This window comes from Paraburkholderia rhizosphaerae (assembly GCF_004366595.1).
Lineage (GTDB): Bacteria > Pseudomonadota > Gammaproteobacteria > Burkholderiales > Burkholderiaceae > Paraburkholderia > Paraburkholderia rhizosphaerae.
The window spans coordinates 75113-95563 of record NZ_SORE01000023.1; the positions used below are offsets into that span (position 1 = coordinate 75113).

At 64.2% G+C, this 20451-nt stretch carries 15 protein-coding genes; 9 read left to right on the plus strand and 6 right to left on the minus strand.

What is annotated here, in order from left to right; translation table 11 throughout:
- Nucleotides 1-138: 138 nt before the first annotated feature.
- Together smc and BX592_RS25695 are read right to left on the minus strand one after the other, a co-directional pair.
- Nucleotides 139-3657, minus strand: a complete 3519-nt coding sequence (smc, locus tag BX592_RS25690; protein WP_134195928.1) for a chromosome segregation protein SMC — start codon at nt 3655-3657, stop codon at nt 139-141.
- A 172-nt stretch (nt 3658-3829) separates the two neighbouring features.
- Entirely contained in the window at nt 3830-4840 is a 1011-nt protein-coding gene (locus BX592_RS25695) for a DMT family transporter (RefSeq protein ID WP_134195930.1), read from the minus strand.
- Nucleotides 4841-5139: 299 nt separating this feature from the next.
- On the opposite strand from BX592_RS25695, the gene dapC reads away from it, so the two are divergent.
- The 6 genes from dapC to BX592_RS34615 all read left to right on the plus strand — a co-directional run bounded on the left by dapC (nt 5140) and on the right by BX592_RS34615 (nt 11736).
- On the plus strand, nt 5140-6357 hold the full coding sequence (gene dapC / locus BX592_RS25700) for a succinyldiaminopimelate transaminase (protein ID WP_134195932.1): 1218 nt from the start codon (nt 5140-5142) through the stop codon (nt 6355-6357).
- Nucleotides 6358-6470: 113 nt separating this feature from the next.
- Complete coding sequence (gene dapD, locus BX592_RS25705; protein WP_134195934.1) at nt 6471-7298, plus strand: 2,3,4,5-tetrahydropyridine-2,6-dicarboxylate N-succinyltransferase; 828 nt, start codon at nt 6471-6473, stop codon at nt 7296-7298.
- Nucleotides 7298-7675 carry an ArsC family reductase gene (locus BX592_RS25710; RefSeq protein ID WP_134195936.1) on the plus strand — a complete coding sequence of 126 codons (378 nt, stop codon included), beginning with the start codon at nt 7298-7300 and terminating at the stop codon, nt 7673-7675. Before dapD ends, BX592_RS25710 begins: the two co-directional genes overlap by 1 nt.
- Before the next feature lie 120 nt (nt 7676-7795).
- Nucleotides 7796-8935, plus strand: a complete 1140-nt coding sequence (gene dapE / locus BX592_RS25715; RefSeq protein ID WP_134196010.1) for a succinyl-diaminopimelate desuccinylase — start codon at nt 7796-7798, stop codon at nt 8933-8935.
- A gap of 17 nt (nt 8936-8952) precedes the next feature.
- Nucleotides 8953-9858, plus strand: coding sequence for a 50S ribosomal protein L3 N(5)-glutamine methyltransferase (gene prmB / locus BX592_RS25720; RefSeq protein WP_134195938.1), 906 nt, complete (start codon nt 8953-8955; stop codon nt 9856-9858).
- Nucleotides 9859-9993: 135 nt separating this feature from the next.
- Nucleotides 9994-11736, plus strand: coding sequence for a cardiolipin synthase (locus BX592_RS34615; RefSeq protein ID WP_243849726.1), 1743 nt, complete (start codon nt 9994-9996; stop codon nt 11734-11736).
- A 174-nt stretch (nt 11737-11910) separates the two neighbouring features.
- On the opposite strand, the gene BX592_RS25735 is transcribed toward BX592_RS34615, so the two are convergent.
- Entirely contained in the window at nt 11911-12405 is a 495-nt protein-coding gene (locus BX592_RS25735; protein ID WP_134195940.1) for a glutathione peroxidase, read from the minus strand.
- Between the two features lie 125 nt (nt 12406-12530).
- On the opposite strand from BX592_RS25735, the gene BX592_RS25740 reads away from it, so the two are divergent.
- Together BX592_RS25740 and BX592_RS25745 are read left to right on the plus strand one after the other, a co-directional pair.
- Nucleotides 12531-14495 (plus strand): ATP-binding cassette domain-containing protein, encoded by a 1965-nt coding sequence (locus BX592_RS25740; RefSeq protein WP_134195942.1) that lies wholly within the window; start codon nt 12531-12533, stop codon nt 14493-14495.
- A 114-nt stretch (nt 14496-14609) separates the two neighbouring features.
- A complete protein-coding gene (locus BX592_RS25745; protein WP_134196012.1) occupies nt 14610-15695 on the plus strand; it encodes a CoA transferase in 1086 nt (361 codons plus the stop codon).
- Between the two features lie 165 nt (nt 15696-15860).
- Here the strand turns inward: BX592_RS25745 and BX592_RS25750 are convergent, their stop codons facing one another.
- From BX592_RS25750 to alr, 3 genes are all read right to left on the minus strand, one after another.
- Nucleotides 15861-16124: a DUF2866 domain-containing protein gene (locus tag BX592_RS25750; protein WP_243849728.1), complete on the minus strand. Its 264-nt coding sequence runs from the start codon at nt 16122-16124 to the stop codon at nt 15861-15863.
- 190 nt (nt 16125-16314) lie between these two features.
- The gene (gene radA, locus BX592_RS25755) at nt 16315-17691 is read right to left on the minus strand and encodes a DNA repair protein RadA (RefSeq protein WP_134195946.1); all 1377 of its coding nucleotides are present in this window, start codon (nt 17689-17691) and stop codon (nt 16315-16317) included.
- A gap of 117 nt (nt 17692-17808) precedes the next feature.
- A complete protein-coding gene (gene alr / locus BX592_RS25760; RefSeq protein WP_134195948.1) occupies nt 17809-18879 on the minus strand; it encodes an alanine racemase in 1071 nt (356 codons plus the stop codon).
- Nucleotides 18880-19097: 218 nt separating this feature from the next.
- Here alr and lplT point away from each other — a divergent pair, with 218 nt between their 5' ends.
- Nucleotides 19098-20405 carry a lysophospholipid transporter LplT gene (lplT, locus tag BX592_RS25765; protein ID WP_134195950.1) on the plus strand — a complete coding sequence of 436 codons (1308 nt, stop codon included), beginning with the start codon at nt 19098-19100 and terminating at the stop codon, nt 20403-20405.
- Nucleotides 20406-20451 lie beyond the last annotated feature (46 nt).

Here is a 20451-nt window from a genome sequence, read left to right on the forward strand (position 1 = left end):
TCATCGCTGTCCGGCACCGCCCCAACCCGCACCGCGGCTGCCGCGCATCGCCGGCATTCGCCGCAGCGCGCGGAAACGGTGTCCGGTCATCCGCGCCGGCGTTCGAACCCGCCCGACCACACGACGCGCGCGACCCGTTTAAACGATATTTTGGGCAAAACCGGCAGCAGTTTCCATGTCGACCGCGACGATTCGCGATACGCCCTGCTCCTGCATCGTCACGCCAATGAGCTGCTGCGCCATTTCCATCGCAATCTTGTTGTGTGAAATGAAGAGGAACTGCGTTTTATCCGACATCGCCCGCACGAGGTTGGCAAACCGTTCGGTATTCGCGTCGTCGAGCGGCGCGTCCACTTCGTCGAGCAGACAGAACGGCGCCGGATTCAGCTGGAACATCGCGAACACCAGCGCCGTCGCGGTCAGCGCCTTTTCGCCGCCCGACAGCAGGTGAATGGTCGAGTTTTTCTTGCCCGGCGGCTGGGCCATCACCTGCACGCCGGCGTCGAGAATTTCGTCGCCGGTCATAATCAGCTTCGCCTGGCCGCCGCCGAACAGGCGCGGGAACAGCTCGCCGAAATGATGGTTCACTTCGTCGAACGTGCCCTGCAGCAGCGTACGGGTTTCCTGGTCGATCTTGCGAATCGCGTCTTCGAGCGTTTCGATCGCGTTGGTCAGGTCCGCCGATTGCGCGTCGAGGAACGTCTTTCGCTCGGTGGCTGCCTTCAGTTCGTCGAGCGCGGCCATGTTCACCGGTCCGAGCGCGACGATCGCGTTGTTAATGCGCGTGACCTCGCCTTGCAGGTACGACGGCTTCAGGTCCGGTGTAAGTTTCGCCTGCAGGTCGGCCTCGTTGACACCGGCCGCGGTCAGTTGCTCGATGAACTGCTCCGCGTTCAGCCGTGCCGCCTGTTCCTTCAGCTGCAGTTCGGTAATCCGATCGCGCAGCGGCTGCAGCGCACGCTCCGCGGTCAACCGTGTTTCGTCCGCTTCGCGCAGCCTGGCGGTCAGGTCGTCGAGTTCGAGACGCGCCGCATGCAGTGCCTCTTCCTTCACCGCGCGCACCGCGAGCGCATCCTGCAGGCCCGTGTGCGCGGTCTGCTCGTTGATCGTCTCGAGCTCCGCGCGCGCATCTTCGAGCGAACCGTCCACCCGTTCGCTCTGCTCGTGCGCGACCTGGATACTGCGCTTCAGTTCTTCGATGCGGCTCGCCATATTGCGCGCTTCGAAACGCGCATCGGTCGCCGCACGGTCGAGGTCACGCGCCTGGCCGCGCGCATTCGTCAATTCCTCGTCGAGCGACTCGAACGCCAGCTGATGATCTTCGAAACGCGCCTGCAACTCGGCCAGTTCGCCATCGTGCCGCTCGAAGTTCGCTTCCGATTCGGTGCGCAGCGCGCGCTGCTCGTCGATCTGCGCGGTGATCTCTTCGAGTTCCTCGCGAATCTGCGTGCTGCGCTGCATGTAGCGCTCATGCGCCTGAGTCAGCTTCAGCACGTCCATCTGCAGCGCGTGCACGCGCTGCGTCGCGCGCTCGGCCTGCTGCCGCGCGTCGTTCAACGTTTGCGACGCTTGCGTATGCGCGGCCTCGGAACGGATTGCGGCCGCTTTCGCTTCGTCGGCGAGCAGCGCCTGCGCGCGCACCTGGCGCGTCAGGTTCTCGATTTCCTGCTGGCGCGCAAGCATGCCGGCCTGCTCGGAATCGGCCGCGTACAACTGCACGCCGACGCGCGTCACCACGTGCCCCGCCCTCACGACGAACGCAGCGCCTTCCGGCAGTTGCGAGCGCATCTGCAGCGCCTGGGCAAGATCGTCGGCGACGAATGCGTGGCCGAGCCAGTCGTTGAGCACCGCGCGCAGGCCGGCGTCGTCAATGCGCACCAGCGACAGCAGCGGCCGCAGCCCACCGGGCGCCGCAGCCGGCTGACCGGCGAGCGGCGGCGAATAGAACGCGAGCTTCGCCGGCGGCGCATCGGTCGCGAACGCCTTCACCCAGTCGAGATTCGACACTTCGAGCGCCGCGAGACGCTCGCGCAGCAGCGACTCGAGCGCGGTTTCCCATCCCGCTTCGACATGCAGCTTCTTCCACAGACGCGGCAGCGCGCCGAGCTCGTGCTTGTCGAGCCACGGCTGGATCTTGCCTTCGGTCTGCACGTTCTCCTGCAGCTGCTTCAGTGCCGCAAGGCGCGCTTCGAGCTGATGGATCTGCGCGCTTTCCTTCTGCACGCGTTCCTGCGCGTCGCGGCGCTCCGCGTCGAGGCGCGGCAGCGTTTCCTGCGCGTCGGCGAGGCGCGTCTGCGCGTCCGTCAGAATCGCTTCGTGCTCGGCCAGCTGCATGCGCATTTCTTCGAGCTGCGCCTCGTCCGGCGCGTCAAGGCCGCCGGCTTCCGCCTTCAGCCGCTCGTGGCGTTGCTGCAGCTGCTGCAACTGCTGATCCGCGTTGCGCTGATGCGCCGCTTCGAGCTTCAGCGCCTGCTCGGTCTGTGCGATGCCGGCGCGCTCGTCATTCAGTTGCGTCTGCGCATCGCGCCAGCGCGCTTCGAGCGCGGGCAGCGCGTCGTGCTTCGTCGCGGCGGCCTCTTCGGCAATGGCGGCTTTCTCTTCGCCGGCCATCAACTGTTCTTCGGCATCCGCGAGATCGCCGCGCGCCTTCTCCGCTTGCGACTGCCACTGCTCGCGCTGCGCGGCGAGCGCGGCGATTTGCGCCTGCACGCGATTGCGCGATTCGACGATGAACTTGATCTCCGCCTCGAGACGGCTCACTTCCGCGTTCGCTTCATAGAGCGCGCCTTGCGCGCCCTGCATTGCATCGCTTGCCGAGTAATGCGCAACGCGCAGCGTCTCCAGTTGCGCTTCGACTTCACGTAGCTTCGCGGTATGCGCTTCGAGGTCGATCTGTGCCTGCTCGATGCCGCGCTGCTGACGCTCGCGTTCGTTGCCTGCTTCGTTCTTGCGCAACAGCCACAACAGACGCTGCTTCTCTTCGCCTTCGGCCTGCAACTCGTTGAACTTCGTCGCGACGACCGCCTGGCCTTCGAGCTTCTCGAGATTCGCCGACAGTTCGCGCACGATATCTTCGACGCGCGTCAGATTCTCGCGCGTATCGTGCAGGCGGTTCTCGGTTTCGCGGCGGCGCTCCTTGTACTTCGACACGCCCGCGGCTTCCTCGAGAAACACGCGCAGCTCTTCGGGCTTCGCTTCGATGATCCGCGCGATCATGCCCTGCCCGATGATCGCGTACGCGCGCGGGCCAAGACCGGTGCCGAGGAAGATGTCCTGGATGTCGCGGCGGCGTGCCGGCAGGTTATTGATGTAGTAGCTCGACGTGCCGTCGCGCGTCAGCACGCGCTTGACGGCGATCTCCGCATACTGGCCCCACTGGCCGGCGGCACGTCCGTCGGCGTTGTCGAATACCAGCTCGACGCTCGCGCGGCTGCCCGGCTTGCGCGCGGTCGAGCCGTTGAAAATCACGTCCTGCATCGATTCGCCGCGCAATTCGGACGCACGCGATTCGCCGAGCACCCAGCGCACGGCATCGATGATGTTGGATTTGCCGCACCCGTTAGGACCGACCACGCCAACCAGTTGGCCCGGAACCTGGAAATGCGTGGGATCGACGAAAGATTTGAAGCCAGCGAGTTTGATCGAGGTCAGACGCACGGCGATATCGCTGATTGAAAAGAGAAAAAGGAAATGGACCGCCCGGGTATCCGCTCATGAAACTGCCCGGGCGCCACCGACGCATCGGCCGGCGCATGCGAGAGCGCATCGTGATGCGCAACTTCATGCGTCCGTACTGGCGCAAGCTTATGTCTCGCTAAAGCAGCGGCAATCATACCATCGCGCGTGAGCGATTCCGGCGCTCCGGATCGCTGTCGTCGCCCGGCTGCGACGCGCTTTTGCTCCGGTGCACGCGACTTGACAGCGCCGACGCGAGCACGATGCACGCGCCACCCGCCCACTCCCGCGGCCCCGGAGTTTCGCCAGCCAGCAGCCACGCGGACAGCGCGGTCACGACAATCTCGAACAACATGATGATCGATGCGCGGTTGGCCGGCACGCGCGCGAGTCCATATTGGACCAGCATGTTGTTTGTGCCCAACACGACGCCGAGCGCGACCACCAGCGACGCCGCCAGCGCCAGATGCGCGCCGGCCGGCGGCGCCGGCATCGCTTCGAACAGCGAGGCGCACGCGCCCAACAGCGCCGCACCGGCGAAGATCGTCGCGGTGCGCATCTCCGCCTTCATCGCGGGCAACTCGCGCACCGTTTTCAGCGTCAGCACGTTGCTCATCGCAAAGCCCATGCCGCCGGCCAGACCCGCCCATTCGGCGAGGCTTCCGGGCACCGGCAGGCCGAGGCGCGGCGACCACAGCATCAGCATCGCACCCGCCAGCGACAATGCCGCGAGCGCGGCGCCCGCGCATGTGAGCCGTTCGCGTAGCAGGAAGTGCGCGAACAGCGCGGTCCATGCGGGTGTCAGATAGAACAGCAGCAGCACGCGCATTACTTCGCCGTGAATCGCGCCCCAGACGAAGCCGAGATTCGTCACGCCCGCAGCCAGCGCGAGCGCGGGCAATAGCCAGTGCCAGCGGAGCGTCGCGATCGAGCGGTGCTTGAGCAGCAGCACGAACAGGCAACCGGCGGCGCTCGTCAGCGCGCTGGCCGCGGTGCCGGAAATGCCAAGCCCCGCCAGCGTGCGCAGCGGATACCAGACCACGCCCCACACCGACGCGCCGAACAGGATCGCGAGCGTCGGCGCGCCGGCGAAACCGTTACTGGCCCGGGAATCCGGGGGCAATTCGGGCCGCACATTGGGCCCAACGTCGAACGGCGTATTCATCGGGCCGCATCCGTGATCGGCGATGCGTCCTTCCAGTTGTCCGCTCGAGCAATGCGTGCTCGCATCGTTTCTCCTTTTAACGATATTCGTTTGCCTGTGACCGCACCGCATGCGACGCGGTGATGATGCGCTCAGCGACGCCGATCCTCGCGCGCGGCCGCGGAAAACCGCCGGCTCCGGTTGCGCGCTGGCGTTTGGAGTCCGGGCCGCCAAGCTATAATTGCTGGCTTAGCCGCGTCCGCCCGCGGTTGCATCGCGGCGGCGTCATCGCCCGCTTTCATTCCGACCCGGCCTGTCACGTGAATCCGCTACTCGAGTCGCTGCAACCCTATCCGTTCGAAAAGCTGCGTCTGCTGTTCAAGGACGTTACGCCGCCCGCCGGTGTCAAGCCGGTCAGCTTCGGCATCGGCGAGCCGAAACACCCGACGCCTGCGCTGGTTCGCGACGCGGTTATCGCGTCGCTGGGTGGCCTCGCCTCGTACCCGGCCACGCTCGGCGCGCAGCCGCTGCGCGAGGCGATCGCGAACTGGGTCGCGCAGCGGTACCAACTGCCGCCGCTGGACCCGGCCACGCAGGTGCTGCCGGTATCGGGCTCGCGCGAAGCGCTGTTCGCACTCGCGCAAACGGTGATCGATCCGCGCCGCAATGCCGCCGGCGAGCCTGCGATCGTACTCTGTCCGAACCCGTTCTATCAAATCTATGAAGGCGCCGCGTTGCTCGCGGGTGCGCAGCCGTACTTCGCGAACAGCGACCCGGCACGCAATTTCGCGTGCGACTACTCGGCCGTGCCGGCCGACGTGTGGGCACGCACGCAACTGCTCTACGTCTGCTCGCCAGGCAATCCGACCGGCGCGGTGCTCACGCTCGACGACTGGCGCGAACTGTTCACGCTGTCGGACCGCTACGGCTTCGTGATCGCGTCCGACGAGTGCTACTCGGAAATCTACTTCGACGAAGCGAAACCGCCGCTCGGCTGCCTCGAAGCGGCGCACCGGCTGGGCCGCGGTTTCGAACGGCTGGTGCTGCTGTCGAGCCTGTCGAAGCGCTCGAACGTGCCGGGCATGCGTTCGGGCTTCGTCGCGGGCGATGCCGCAATTCTCAAACAGTTTCTGCTGTACCGCACCTACCACGGCGCCGCGCTGTCGACCGTCTATCAGACCGCTAGCATCGCCGCGTGGAACGACGAAGCGCACGTGCGCGAAAACCGCGCGAAGTACGCGCGGAAGTTCGCGACGGTCACGCCGATGCTCGCCAGCGTGCTCGATGTGCGTCTGCCCGACGCCGCGTTCTACCTGTGGGCGAATGTCGCGCGCACGGGACTGTCGGACACCGGCTTCGCCCAGCGTCTGTACGCCGACTATAATGTGACGGTTCTGCCCGGCTCGTATCTCGCGCGCACCGCGCATGGCATCAACCCCGGCCGCGACTTCGTGCGCATCGCGCTGGTCGCCGATGTCGACGAATGCACCGAAGGCGCGCAGCGCATCGTCGATTTCTGCCGCGGGCTCCGACGCTGAACACGGGCGCCGATAGTCGACAAAATCCGACGAACCCGACGAAAATCCGAGACCCGGCGCCGACGCATCCTCTTCTGTATTCCACCCTTTTCTATTCAACCGGTCACGAACCTATGTCGCAACAACTTCAGCAGATCATCGACAACGCGTGGGAAAACCGCGCGAACCTTTCGCCGAAGGCCGCGCCCGCCGAGATCCGCGATGCGGTCGCGCACGCGCTCGAGCAACTCGACAAAGGCCAGATGCGCGTCGCCGAAAAGAAGGACGGTGCGTGGGTCGTCAATCAGTGGCTGAAGAAAGCGGTGCTGCTGTCGTTCCGCCTCGAGGACAACGCGCCGATGCCGGCTGGCGGCTTCACGCAGTTCTACGACAAGGTGCCGAGCAAGTTCGCGAATTACACCGCTGAAGACTTCGCCGCCGGCGGCTTCCGCGTCGTGCCGCCGGCTGTCGCGCGCCGCGGCTCGTTTATTGCGAAGAACGTCGTGCTGATGCCGTCGTATGTGAATATCGGCGCGTATGTCGACGAAGGCACGATGGTCGACACGTGGGCCACCGTCGGCTCGTGCGCGCAGATCGGCAAGAACGTGCACCTGTCGGGCGGCGTCGGTATCGGCGGTGTGCTCGAGCCGCTGCAGGCCAACCCGGTCATCATCGAAGACAACTGCTTTATCGGCGCGCGCTCGGAAGTCGTCGAAGGCGTGATCGTCGAGGAAAACTCGGTTATTTCGATGGGCGTCTATCTCGGACAAAGCACGAAGATCTACGATCGCGAAACCGGCGAAGTCAGCTACGGCCGAATTCCGGCCGGTTCGGTCGTGGTCGCGGGCAACCTGCCGTCGAAGGACGGCACGCACAGCCTGTACTGCGCGGTGATCGTCAAGAAGGTCGACGCGAAGACCCGCGCGAAGGTCGGCCTGAACGAACTGTTGCGAGGCGACTGATGGGATCGCGCAAAGCGGCGGCGAATACGATCGTCGTGTATGGCATTCCGAACTGCGACACCGTGAAGAAAGCCCGCGTGTGGCTCGAAGAACATGGTGTCGAGTTCGAGTTTCACGACTTCAGGAAAGCGGGCGTATCCGAGCCGCTGGTGCGCGACTGGCTGAAGGATGTGCCGCTCGAATCGCTCGTCAACCGGCGCGGCACCACATGGCGCGGTCTGTCGGACGACATGAAGGCCGAAGCCGATAGCGAGGCCGGCGCGATCGCGCTGATGATTCACAAGCCTTCGGTCATCAAACGGCCGGTGGTCGTGGTCAACGGGCGCGTGAAAGCGCTTGGTTTTGCCGAGGATCAATACACGACGCTGTTTGCATAGACTGCGTCGCGGCAGCACGTCGACGCAGCACGTTTTACTTTACGATAGCCGTTGCCGGCCCCGCCGATCTCGTGGGCCGGCATTTTTTCATTCGAAGTGACCAACCGCAGTTTCGACATCATGTCCGGCACCCTTGCCCTTACCGAAGCGCTGATCGCACGCGCATCCGTTACACCCGACGACCAGCATTGCCAGCGTCTGATCACCGAGCGCCTGGCTGCGGTCGGCTTCGCGTGCGAAACGATCGAATCGAATGGCGTGACGAATTTGTGGGCAGTACGGCAAGGCACCGCCGGCACCGACGGCAAGCTTTTGGTGTTCGCCGGCCACACCGACGTCGTGCCGACCGGTCCGGCCGAGCAATGGTCATCGCCGCCGTTCGAACCGACCCATCGTGACGGCAAGCTGTACGGCCGCGGCGCGGCGGATATGAAGACCTCGCTAGCGGGCTTTGTCGTCGCGAGCGAAGAGTTTGTCGCCGCTCACCCGCGGCATCGCGGCTCGATCGGCTTTCTGATCACGAGCGACGAGGAAGGCGTCGCCACCGACGGTACCGTCAAGGTGGTCGAAGCGCTCGCCGCGCGCGGCACGCGCCTCGACTTCTGCGTGGTCGGCGAGCCGACGTCGAATGCAAAGTTCGGCGACATGGTGAAAAACGGCCGGCGCGGTTCGATGTCCGGCAAATTGATCGTCAAGGGCGTGCAGGGGCATATCGCGTATCCGCACCTTGCGAAGAACCCGGTCCATCTGCTGGCGCCGGCCCTGACGGAACTGGTCGCCGAGCATTGGGACGAAGGCAACGAGTATTTCCCGCCGACCACCTGGCAGGTCTCGAACCTGCACAGCGGCACCGGTGCGACCAATGTGATTCCGGGCCACGCGGAGCTGATGTTCAACTTCCGTTTTTCGACCGCGAGCACGGTCGAGGGGCTGCAAAGCCGCGTGCACGCAATTCTCGACAGGCACGGGCTCGACTACGATCTCACGTGGTCGGTCAGCGGACTGCCGTTCCTCACGCCGCGCGGCGCGCTGTCCGACGCGCTTTGCGACGCGATTCGCGCCGAAACCGGTCTCACACCCGAACTGTCGACGACCGGCGGGACGTCGGACGGCCGCTTTATCGCACGGATCTGCAAACAGGTGATCGAATTCGGCCCGCCGAACGCGAGCATCCACAAGATCGACGAGCACATCGACATTGCCTGCATCGAGCCGCTTAAGAACGTGTACCGGCGCGTGCTCGAACAACTGATCGCCTGACCCGAGGAACCGTTGCGATGACCTCTCCGTCCTATCCGGCTTCTCACCCGTTCTCGACCGTGCGCGACGTACTGCGCCATGCGGTGTCGCGCTTCAATCAGGCCCAGCTGTCGTTCGGCCACGGCACCGCGAATGCGTATGACGAAGCGGCCTATCTGGTGCTGCATACGCTGCATCTGCCGCTCGATCTGCTCGATCCGTTTCTCGATGCGCGTCTGACGGCCGAGGAAATCGATGCGGTGCTGACGGTCATCGAGCGGCGCGCGACCGAACGCGTGCCGGCCGCGTATATCACGCAGGAAGCGTGGATGCATGGCTACCGGTTTCGGGTCGACGAGCGTGTGATCGTGCCGCGCTCGTTTATCGGCGAACTGCTGCAGGACGGATTGCAGCCGTACGTCGAAGATCCTGAAGAGGTTTCCGCGGTGCTCGAACTCTGTACCGGCTCCGGGTGCCTCGCGATTCTCGCCGCGCACGCGTTTCCGAATGCGGACATCGACGCGGTCGATCTGTCGCCGGGCGCGCTCGAAGTGGCGACGCTCAATGTGACCGACTACGAACTCGACGAACGCATCGCGCTGTTCGAGGGCGATCTGTTTACGCCGCTGCCCGAGCGGCGCTACGACGTGATCATCGCGAATCCGCCGTATGTGAATGCGACGTCGATGCAAACGCTGCCTGCCGAGTATCGGCACGAGCCCGACATGGCGCTCGCGGGCGGTGCGGACGGGATGGATGTTGTGCGGCGCATTGTCAGCAACGCGCGCAACTGGCTGACCGACGAAGGCGTGCTCGTGGTCGAGATCGGCAACGAGCGCGCGAACGTCGAAGCGGTGTTTGGCGGGCTCAATCTCGTCTGGCTGTCGACCAGCGCGGGGGACGACAATGTGTTCCTGCTGCAGCAGTGCGACTTGCCCGGCTGAGCGTTGCAGGTCAGTCTGCTTGCGCGCGCGATTGAGAAGCGGATTTGAGAATTCGAATGCGACACCGCGCACGCGAAGGGTGTTGTCGTGCAGTAAGATCAAGCTGGTTTGAGCGAAACGATCCTTTGCACGCTTATGCGATTCGATCTGCTTCACATCGGCACGCTGGTGTTCTTCTGTCACCTGCTCGGTGTCATTGCCGCATGCCATGCGATCCTGCATACCCGTACGTCGCAAGGCGCGATCGCATGGGCGGTATCGCTGGTCGCGATGCCCTATCTGACGCTGATTCCGTATCTGTTTCTCGGGCGCAGCAAGTTCGCCGGCTACGTCGACGCGCGCCGCTTCGGCAACGAACTGCTGCGCACGCGCGCACATCCGCCCGAGTGGCAAACCCATCCATCGTCGCAGGGACGCCCGACGCAAGCGCTCGGTGAGCATCTGGTGCGCTCGCTCACGCATCTGTCCGGCATGCCGTTCGTGTCGGGTAACTCGGTGCGCACACTCGTCAACGGCGAGGCGACGTTCTCGGCCATTCTCGAAGCAATCGAAAGCGCGCGCAGTTATGTGATCGTGCAGTTCTTTATCGTGCGCGCGGATGCGCTCGGTGAACTGATCAAGGACGCGCTGATCGCGAAAGTCGCGCAAGGCGTACGCGCATACGTGCTGTACGACAGCATCGGCAGCTTCGATCTGCCGCATCGCTATGTCGCCGCGATGCGCGCGGGCGGCGTCGAGATGCATCCGTTCGCGACCAACCGGCGTTTCGTCAACCGCTTCCAGCTCAACTTCCGCAATCACCGCAAGATTGTCGTCGTCGATGGCGAGCGTGCGTTTGTCGGCGGTCATAACATCGGCGTCGAATATCTGGGTGGCAAGCCGCCGCTATCGCCCTGGCGCGACACGCATATCGAGGTGCGCGGGCCGGCGGTCGCGAGCATCCAGTTTGTGTTCACCGAGGACTGGTATTGGGCGACGCAGCAGTTGCCGCCACTCGAAGTGCCGCCGCGCGCGCGCACGACCGCCACAGCCATGGCTGAGGAACCTGTCCGGACAGCAGCAGTAGCGGCTTCGGTGCGCGTTGCGCTCGCCGCATCGGGGGCGGCGCAGACGGACGAGCCCGCGGCCGAAATCGACGTGATGCCGGGTGAAAATCAGGCTGCCATTTCAGCTACGACTCCGGCCGCGATTGCGGCTGCAACGCCGGCCGCGACACCGCTCGACAAGCGCGCCGCGGCGCCCTCTCCATCGGGAGCCGCGCCGGTATCGACACCGGCACCCGGCGCAACGACGCAAGCCCGCCCTTCCCCGGCGGACGATAACGCCGGCGACATGCACTGTCTCGTCTTGCCATCCGGCCCTGCCGACAAGCAGGAAACCTGTTCGCTGTTCTTCGTCGAAGCGATCAGCGCCGCACGCAAGCGCATCTGGATCACGACGCCGTACCTCGTGCCCGATGAGGCGGTGTTTTCCGCGTTGCGGCTTGCGGCGATGCGCGGCGTGGACGTGCGCATCCTGATTCCGAGCCGGCGCGATCATATCGTCGTGTTCGAAGCGTCGCGGCTCTATGCGTATGACTCGGTGCGCGCGGGCGTGCGGGTATTCCGCTACCGACCCGGCTTCCTGCACCAGAAGGTGGTGTTGATCGACGACGTGGCGGCTGCGGTCGGCAGCGCAAATCTCGATAACCGGTCGTTCCGGCTGAACTTCGAAATCATGGTGCTGACAATCGACAGCGGCTTCGCCGCCGAAGTCGAAGCGATGCTACTGCGCGATTTCGCCGAATCGTTTGAAATCGACCGCAGCGAATATCGAAAGTCGCCCTCCTGGCGGCGCATGGCGATGCACGTGGCGCGATTGTTTGCGCCGATCCTGTAAGGCCAGCGCCGGTTCGCGCCGGTGCCCCGGCATTGCGCGACGTGGCGCGGCGTGGCGCGGCGTGGCGTGACGCACCGCTTCACGCAAGTGGCGCAGTAGCGCGCGCCGGTACGGCGACGCGGCCGGCTCCAGCCCATGCAGTCACGCGACGATTCCCCGCCCTGGCAACATGTGCTACAGCAACCGCTCAATATCGTCGACGATCGCTTCGGGCTTCGTGCGCGGCCCATACCGCTTCACGACGTTGCCGTCGCGGTCGACCAGGAACTTCGTAAAGTTCCACTTGATTCTCGCGAAACCGAGCAGCCCCGGCGCGACCTGCGTCAAATACTTGTACAGCGGATGCGCAGCCGACCCATTTACGTCGATTTTCTCGAACATCTGGAACGTCACACCGAAATTGCGTTCGCAGAAGCTGCCGATTTGCTGCGCGTCGCCGGGTTCCTGCTTGCCGAACTGGTTGCACGGAAAGCCGAGCACCTCGAGCCCGCGCGCCGCGTATTGCCGATGGAGCTGTTGCAAGCCCGCGTACTGCGGGGTGAACCCGCACTCGCTCGCGGTGTTGACGATCAATAGCGGCCTGCCGCGATAGCGCTCGAAGCCGATCGACTCGCCATTGAGCGCGCGCGCTGAGAAAGAGTAGATCGATGTGTTTGCCGGTTTTGCCATATGCGCTCCCGATGAAAGTTGTCAGTTTACGTACGCGGGGCTTTCGTACAAGTCGGCCAAACGGACGATGCCTGTCGACGGGCGGCACAGTCTAAAATAGCGTTTTTCTCCAGCCCGGCCCTGTTGTGATCCGCTTCAATCAATTCAGTCTTGCGCGCGGCACGAAACCGCTTTTCGAACAGACGTCGTTCACGCTGAACCCCGGCGAAAAAGCCGGGCTCGTCGGCGCGAACGGCGCGGGCAAGTCGACGCTCTTTTCCGTGTTGCGCGGCGAACTACACGCGGACGCGGGCGACTTCTCGTTGCCGCCGTCCTGGCAGATCGCGCATGTCGCGCAGGAAACACCCGCGGTCGAAAAAAGCGCGCTCGACTATACGCTCGATGGCGACGCCGCACTGCGCGCGATCGAAGCGCGTATCGCCACCGCGTCAGCCGCGCATGACGGCACAGCCGAAGCCGAAGCGCATGCGGCATTCGCGGACGCGGACGGCTACACCGCACCCGCGCGCGCCGAAGCGTTGCTGCTCGGCCTTGGCTTCACGCTCGATCAAACGCGGATGAGCGTCGGCAGTTTCTCAGGCGGCTGGCGGATGCGGCTGAATCTCGCGCAAGCGCTGATGTGCCGCTCCGACCTGCTCCTGCTCGACGAACCGACCAACCACCTCGACCTCGATGCGATCGTCTGGCTCGAAGACTGGCTGCACCGCTATCCGGGCACGCTGATCGTCATCTCGCACGACCGCGAGTTCCTCGATTCGGTGTGCAATGTTACGCTGCATCTGGAGAACCAGCAGGTCAAGCGCTACGGCGGCAACTACTCGCAGTTCGAAATCCTGCGCGCCCAGCAGCTCGCGCTGCAGCAAAGCGCTTACGAGAAGCAGCAGAAAACCGTCCAGCATCTGCAAAGCTTTATCGACCGCTTCAAGGCCAAGGCCACCAAGGCACGTCAGGCGCAAAGCCGGATGAAAGCGCTCGAGAAGATGGAGCTGATCGCGCCTGCGCACGCCGCGTCGCCGTTCACCTTCGAGTTCCGCGCGCCGGATGCCGCGCCCAATCCAATGCTGGTAATGGACGACGTACGGTGCGGCTATCGTGCCGACGACGGCGGCGAAATTCCGATCGTCGAACAGGTGACGCTGTCGATCCAGAACGGCCAACGCATCGGGCTGCTCGGCGCGAACGGCCAGGGCAAGTCGACGCTGATCAAGACGCTGGCCGGCACGCTCGACGCATTGGGCGGCCATCTGCATCAAGGCAAGGGGCTGCGTATCGGCTATTTCGCACAGCATCAGCTCGAAACGCTGCGCATTGACGACTCCCCATTACAGCATCTCGCGCGCCTCGCGCCCGATACACGCGAGCAGGAGTTGCGCGATTTTCTCGGCGGCTTCAACTTCTCCGGCGATATGGCGACGGCCGCGATCGCGCCTTTTTCAGGCGGCGAAAAAGCGCGCCTCGCGCTTGCGCTGATCATCTGGCAAAAGCCCAATCTGCTGCTGCTGGACGAACCGACTAACCACCTCGATCTCGAAACGCGTCATGCGTTGACGATGGCGCTCGCGCAATTCGAAGGCACGCTGATCCTCGTGTCGCACGATCGGCATCTGTTGCGCGCGACGACGGATCAGTTCATGCTCGTCGCCAAGCACCGGCTGCAGCCATTCGACGGCGACCTCGACGACTACCGCGACTGGTTGCTGCAGCATGCGGCCGACCAGCGTGCGGCGTTAAAGGCGGCCGAAGCGGCGCAGAACGGCATGAGCGGCGCGAGCGTCAACGGCAACGCAAATGGCGACACCGCGTTGAACCGCAAGGAACAGCGCCGCCAGGACGCGGAAACGCGCCAGAAGCTCGCGCATCTGAAAAGGCCGTTGCAAACGCGCATTACGAAGATCGAAAAGGACATGGACGCGTTGAACGCCGAGAAGGCCGCGCTCGATGCGTTCGTCGCGGACCCGGCCAGTTACGGCGCCGAGCTGAAGACGAAGCTGACCGACGCGCTGCGCCGTCAAGGCGAAGTCGCCACGCGGCTCGAAACGCTCGAAGCGCAATGGCTCGAAGCCCACGAGGAACTCGAACAGATCGGTTGATGAATTGGCTGATGGATCGTCCGACGGACCGGCCAACTGAGCAGCCCACGGCGCACGCGCGTATGCGCGGACACCGCCAACGACAGGAGGGTGACATTGTCTTCCGCTGATGCACTGAAAGGCTTGCGCGTGATCGACCTGACGCGCCTTCTGCCGGGCCCGGTCGCGACGCTGCGGCTTGCCGAGATGGGTGCCGACGTGCTGAAGATCGAAGCGCCCGGCGCCGGCGATGCGTCGCGCGTGATGATGCAAAGCGAGACGGACCAGCTCGAAGGGCGGCCCAGCGTGTTCTATCAGATCGTCAATCGCGGCAAACGCGTGACACGGCTCGATCTGAAAACCGAAGCGGGCCGCACGGTGCTATCCGCGCTCGCGCGTGAGGCGGACGTGGTCATCGAAAGCTTTCGGCCAGGCGTAATGGAACGGCTGGGTCTCGGCTACGACGCGTTGCGCGAACTGAATCCGAAGCTCGTATATTGCGCGATCACCGGTTACGGTTCCAGCGGGCCGTATGCGCAACTGGCCGGGCACGATCTGAACTACATCAGCTATGCCGGCGTGCTCGATCAACTTGCGTCGCGCGACGGCACGCCCGTGCTGCCGAACTTCCAGATCGCGGACCTGCTCGGCGGCGCATTGAGCGCGGTCACGCAGATACTCGCGTCGCTGTGGCATGTCGCGCGCGGCGGCGAAGGCCGCTACGTCGATGTGTCGATGACGCACGCAACGCATGCGCACAATATCGTCGCGCACGTCGGGCTGGTGAACGACGGCAACGCGCCCGCGCCCGGCGCCGGCCTGATGAACGGCGGCGCGCCATGCTACAACCTGTACCGCACGCGCGATGGCCGCTGGCTCGCGCTCGCGGCGCTGGAACTCAAGTTCTGGGAAACGCTGTGCACAGCGCTCAACCGGCCCGATTGGGCCAAGCGCCACTGGAGTCTCGGGCAAGCGATCGGCGGAAAAGACGCAGTCACACTGACCCAGGAATTGAGCGAGCTATTTGCCACGCAAACGCTCGGCGAATGGATCCAGCTGCTCGAGCCGATGAACTGCTGTGTATCGCCGGTACTGACGCCGGCCGAGGCCGCGCAGCATCCGCTGTTCAACCCGGAGGCCTATGCCACGGAGGAACACGACGGCGCGGACGATGCCGCCCCTGGCAACGTCGATATGCGTTGGAGCGACTCGCAACCGTGAGCGCGGGGAGCGGCTCAAAGCGGCTCAAAGCAGCACAAGACAACGCGATGCAGCACGAAGCAGGCGGCGTATCGGCGCACGCTCGCAACCTGACCGGCTCACTTTGACCGGCTCAAGGCGGACGCCCAAAAACAAAAAGCGGCCAAGGCCGCCCTGTCGCTCCGCTTATCTCCGCGGCAATGTCTGCCTCGGCTGCCGCTCGTCATCGACGAGCATATGCTTGCGGCCCTGCACGTGTGCCCGAATCGTCGCGCGCACCTGATCGGGCGTGACATCCTCGGCCACCACGCGGCGCGAGATCTGTCCGCCGGTGTCGATCCATTCGACGATCCGGCAGCTGTCGCCCCAAGGCTGAGCGATCGGCGGCGACACACGGCAACCGCGCAGGTTCGCGAGCTGATCCGCTGTGGGTTCAAGAGTCAGTTTCAAGACGCATCCTTTTTCCGTTCTTGACGGATTGCCCATCCGCCAAAGAATAAGGAAGTCGTGTGCATCCTGGGTTACAGCCGCCGGCAGGAAATTTACAGCGGATTACGCCACGCACCATGCCCGTGCGCGCGCGAGGCCTGGTCAAGCGGGCATCACGTCGATCCGGCTTGACGCAGTGGACGTTTAATATTTATTCCAGCGTGCGCACGCGGTCGATCGCCTGCTCGATGCGCTCGACCGCGATCACCTGCAAACCGTCGATCGCCTGCTTCGGCGCATTCGCCTTTGGAATCAGCGCGACTGAAAAGCCGAGCTTCGCGGCTTCCTTCAAGCGCTCCTGGCCGCGTGGCGACGGCCGGATTTCGCCGGCGAGCCCGACTTCGCCGAACACGATCAAACCCTTCGGCAGCGGCTTGTTGCGCATCGACGAGTGGATCGCAAGCAGCACGGCGAGGTCCGCGGCGGGCTCGGTAATCTTCACGCCGCCCACTGCATTCAGGAACACGTCCTGATCGAAACATGCGATGCCCGCGTGCCGGTGCAGCACCGCCAGCAGCATCGCGAGCCGGTTCTGTTCGAGGCCGACCGCAAGACGCCGCGGGTTCGGCACGTTGGCGGCATCGACCAGCGCCTGCACTTCGACGAGCAGCGGCCGTGTGCCTTCCTGTGTGACGAGTACGCACGAGCCCGGCACGATCTGCTCGTGCTGAGACAGGAAAAGCGCGGAAGGATTCGCGACGCCGCGCAGGCCGCGCTCGGTCATCGCAAACACGCCGAGTTCGTTGACCGCGCCGAAGCGGTTCTTGAACGCGCGCACAAGGCGAAACGACGAATGTGTATCGCCTTCGAAGTACAGCACGGTATCGACGATATGTTCGAGCACGCGCGGGCCGGCGAGATTGCCCTCCTTCGTCACGTGTCCGACCATGATGATCGCGGTGCCCGACTGCTTCGCGATGCGCGTCAGTTGCGCCGCGCACTCGCGCACCTGCGCGACCGAGCCGGGCGCCGACGTCAACGCTTCGGAATAGATCGTCTGGATCGAATCGATCACGGCGACATCGGGCCGCTCTTCGGCGATCGTCGTCTGGATTTTCTCGAGCTGGATTTCGGCAAGCAGCTTCAGTTCGCTCGCGTCCGACCCCGGTTCGAGCAGCGCGAGTCGTTGCGCGCGCAACGCAATCTGCGCGGCCGATTCTTCGCCGCTCACGTACAGCGCGCGCCGCTCGCTCGCGATCTGCGCAAGCGACTGCAGCAGCAGCGTCGATTTGCCGATGCCCGGGTCGCCGCCGATCAGCACAACACCGCCCGCGACCAGGCCGCCGCCGAGCACGCGATCGAATTCACCGACACCGGTCGAAAAGCGCGGCACGTCGGATGCTTCGATATCGGCCAGCCGCTGCACGGCTGCACTTTTCGCGAGCGACTGGAAGCGATGCGCGGAGGCTGATTCGGCAACCGTCTCGACCAGCGTGTTCCACGCACTGCAGGACGGGCATTGCCCTTGCCATTTCGGCGCGGACGCGCCGCACTCGGTGCAGGTGTACAACGTTTTCTGTTTAGCCACGCGGCTTATGCCTTTGTGTGATTCGTATTGTCATCGGTGCGGGAAAGCGGGCGGCGATCGATCTCGCGCGTTGTCGGACGCGCAATGCGGCGCGCATTCACCACGCAGCCGGGCGTGCTATTCGGCGCGCACCGGCACGCGCATCGCCACTGCGCACATCAACTCGTAACCGATTGTGCCGCACGCGTGAGCGACGTCGTCGATCGGCAGCGCGTTGCCCCACAGTTCGACGCGCGAGCCGACGCCCGCCTGCGGGCATGGGCTCAGATCGACCGTGATCATGTCCATCGACACCCGCCCGACGACCCGCGTGCGAATCCCGTCGACGATAACCGGCGTGCCTTCCGGCGCGATACGCGGATAGCCGTCCGCATAGCCGCACGCGACCACGCCGACGCGCATCCCCGCGCGCGCCTTGAAGATGGACCCGTAGCCGATCGTCTCGCCCTCGGGCAGCGTTTGCACCGCAATAAGCTCCGACGCGAGTGTCATCGCGGGCTGCAGCCCGGTGCTGCGGATATCCGCGTGTACGCCGGACGGCGACGCGCCGTACAGCATCACGCCAGGCCGCACCCAATCGAAGTGCGACTTCGGATGCCACAGCGTTGCCGCCGAATTCGCGAGACTGCGCGCGCCCGCGATGCCTTGCGCGCCGCGCTCGAACGCGTCCATCTGATGCTCGATGCCGCGTTCGCTATCCGCGTCCGAAAAGTGCGTCATCAACGTAATTTGCCCGACCCCCTGACATGCGCGTGCGCGCTCCCATGCGGCGCGAAACTTATCCGGCGTGTAGCCGAGGCGATTCATCCCGCTATTCATTTTCAGCTGGATATTCACCGGCTTCGACAGCCGCGCCATTTCCAGCATGCGCAGCTGTTCATCCGAATGCAGCGCGGTGGTCAGGCTATAACGATCGATCAGATCGATATCGGTCGGACGAAAAAAGCCTTCGAGCAACAAAATCGGGCCCGCCCAGCCCAATTCACGCAACTTCACCGCCTCTTCGAGGTCCAGCAACCCGAAGCCGTCTGTTGCGCGCAACCCGGGAAACGCCCGCGCGAGCCCATGGCCGTACGCATTCGCCTTGACGATCGCCCAGATTTTGGACTTCGGCGCGTAGCGGCGAGCGACAGCAAGATTGTTGGCGAGAGCGGCGGTATGGATCGTGGCAAGGAGCGGGCGCGGCATGGGAAATTTACGTAAAGACACTGTTGAATCAGCAGCTTACAGCGCGTTTTCAGCGCTTCGAAGCCCGCTGCGGCGAGGCGATAAGGATTCTGCTAGTCAGTATTCAGCTATTTTCATGATATAAAGCCGTGCGCACAACCCATTTCGAACGGAATAAGCCGGAAGGTCATATCCACGGTCTTGGCCGGCAGACCGCAGCGAGGACAGCATCGCATCAGATGAAAAAAGGTTTTTACACGATCATGGCCGCGCAGTTCTTCTCTTCGCTGGCCGACAATGCGCTGCTGATCGCTGCTATCGCACTGCTGAAAGACCTTCATGCCCCCAATTGGATGACCCCGCTGCTCAAGCTGTTCTTTGTGCTGTCGTATGTCGTGCTGGCCGCCTTCGTCGGCGCGTTCGCGGACTCGAGGCCCAAAGGGCGCGTGATGTTCGTCACGAACACGATCAAGGTAGTCGGCTGCGTCACGATGCTGGTGGGCGCGCATCCGCTGTTTGCATACGGCATTGTCGGCTTCGGCGCGGCGGCGTATTCACCGGCCAAGTACGGGATACTCACCGAGCTGCTGCCGCCTGACCGGCTGGTTGCCGCGAATGGATGGATCGAAGGCACGACAGTCGGCTCGATCATCCTCGGCACGGTGCTCGGCGGCGCCCTGATCAGCCCGCATATCGCATCGCACATCGTCAAGCACACGCCCTCCGCGATCAGTACCCCCGCCGAAGCCGCGATGCTGATCATCATCATGATCTACATCGTCGCGGCGCTGTTCAATCTTCGCATTCCCGACACCGGAGCCCGTTATCCGAAACAGCAGCACGGGCCGCTCAAGCTGGTCACCGACTTCGCCGACTGTTTCGTCACGCTATGGCGCGACAAGCTCGGCCAGATCTCGCTCGCGGTCACGACGCTGTTCTGGGGCGCCGGCGCGACGTTGCAGTTCATCGTGCTGAAATGGGCGGAGGTGTCGCTTGGCATGTCGCTGTCGGAAGGCGCGATTCTGCAGGCGGTGGTCGCGGTCGGCGTCGCAGCCGGGGCGATGATCGCGGCTGCGCGCGTGCCGCTGAAAAAATCGCTGTCGGTACTGCCGGTCGGCATCATCATGGGCATTGCGGTTATGCTGATGGCGTTCTATACGAAGCATCTGTTTCCGCCGCATTGGGGCTTCTATTTCGGCCGCATGCACGTTTCCGGTTATCTGATCTTCGCGTATGTGTTCCTGATGGTGGTCGGTGCGCTATCCGGCTTTTTTGTCGTGCCGATGAATGCGTTGCTGCAGCATCGCGGCCACGTGCTGCTGTCGGCCGGCCACTCGATCGCGGTGCAGAACTTCAACGAGAACCTGTCGGTGCTCGTGATGCTGTGCCTGTATGCGGTGCTGGTCTGGCTCGATGTGCCGGTGACGGTCGTGATCGTGCTGTTCGGCACCTTTGTCTGCGTGATGATGTGGCTCGTGATGCGGCGCCACCAGGCGAACCAGCGTGCATTCGATTCGGTCGCGCTGATCGGCGAAGCACGGCACTAACTGCCCGTCTCGCCTTGCTTCGCCCCGCCCTGCGTTTTCTCTTCTC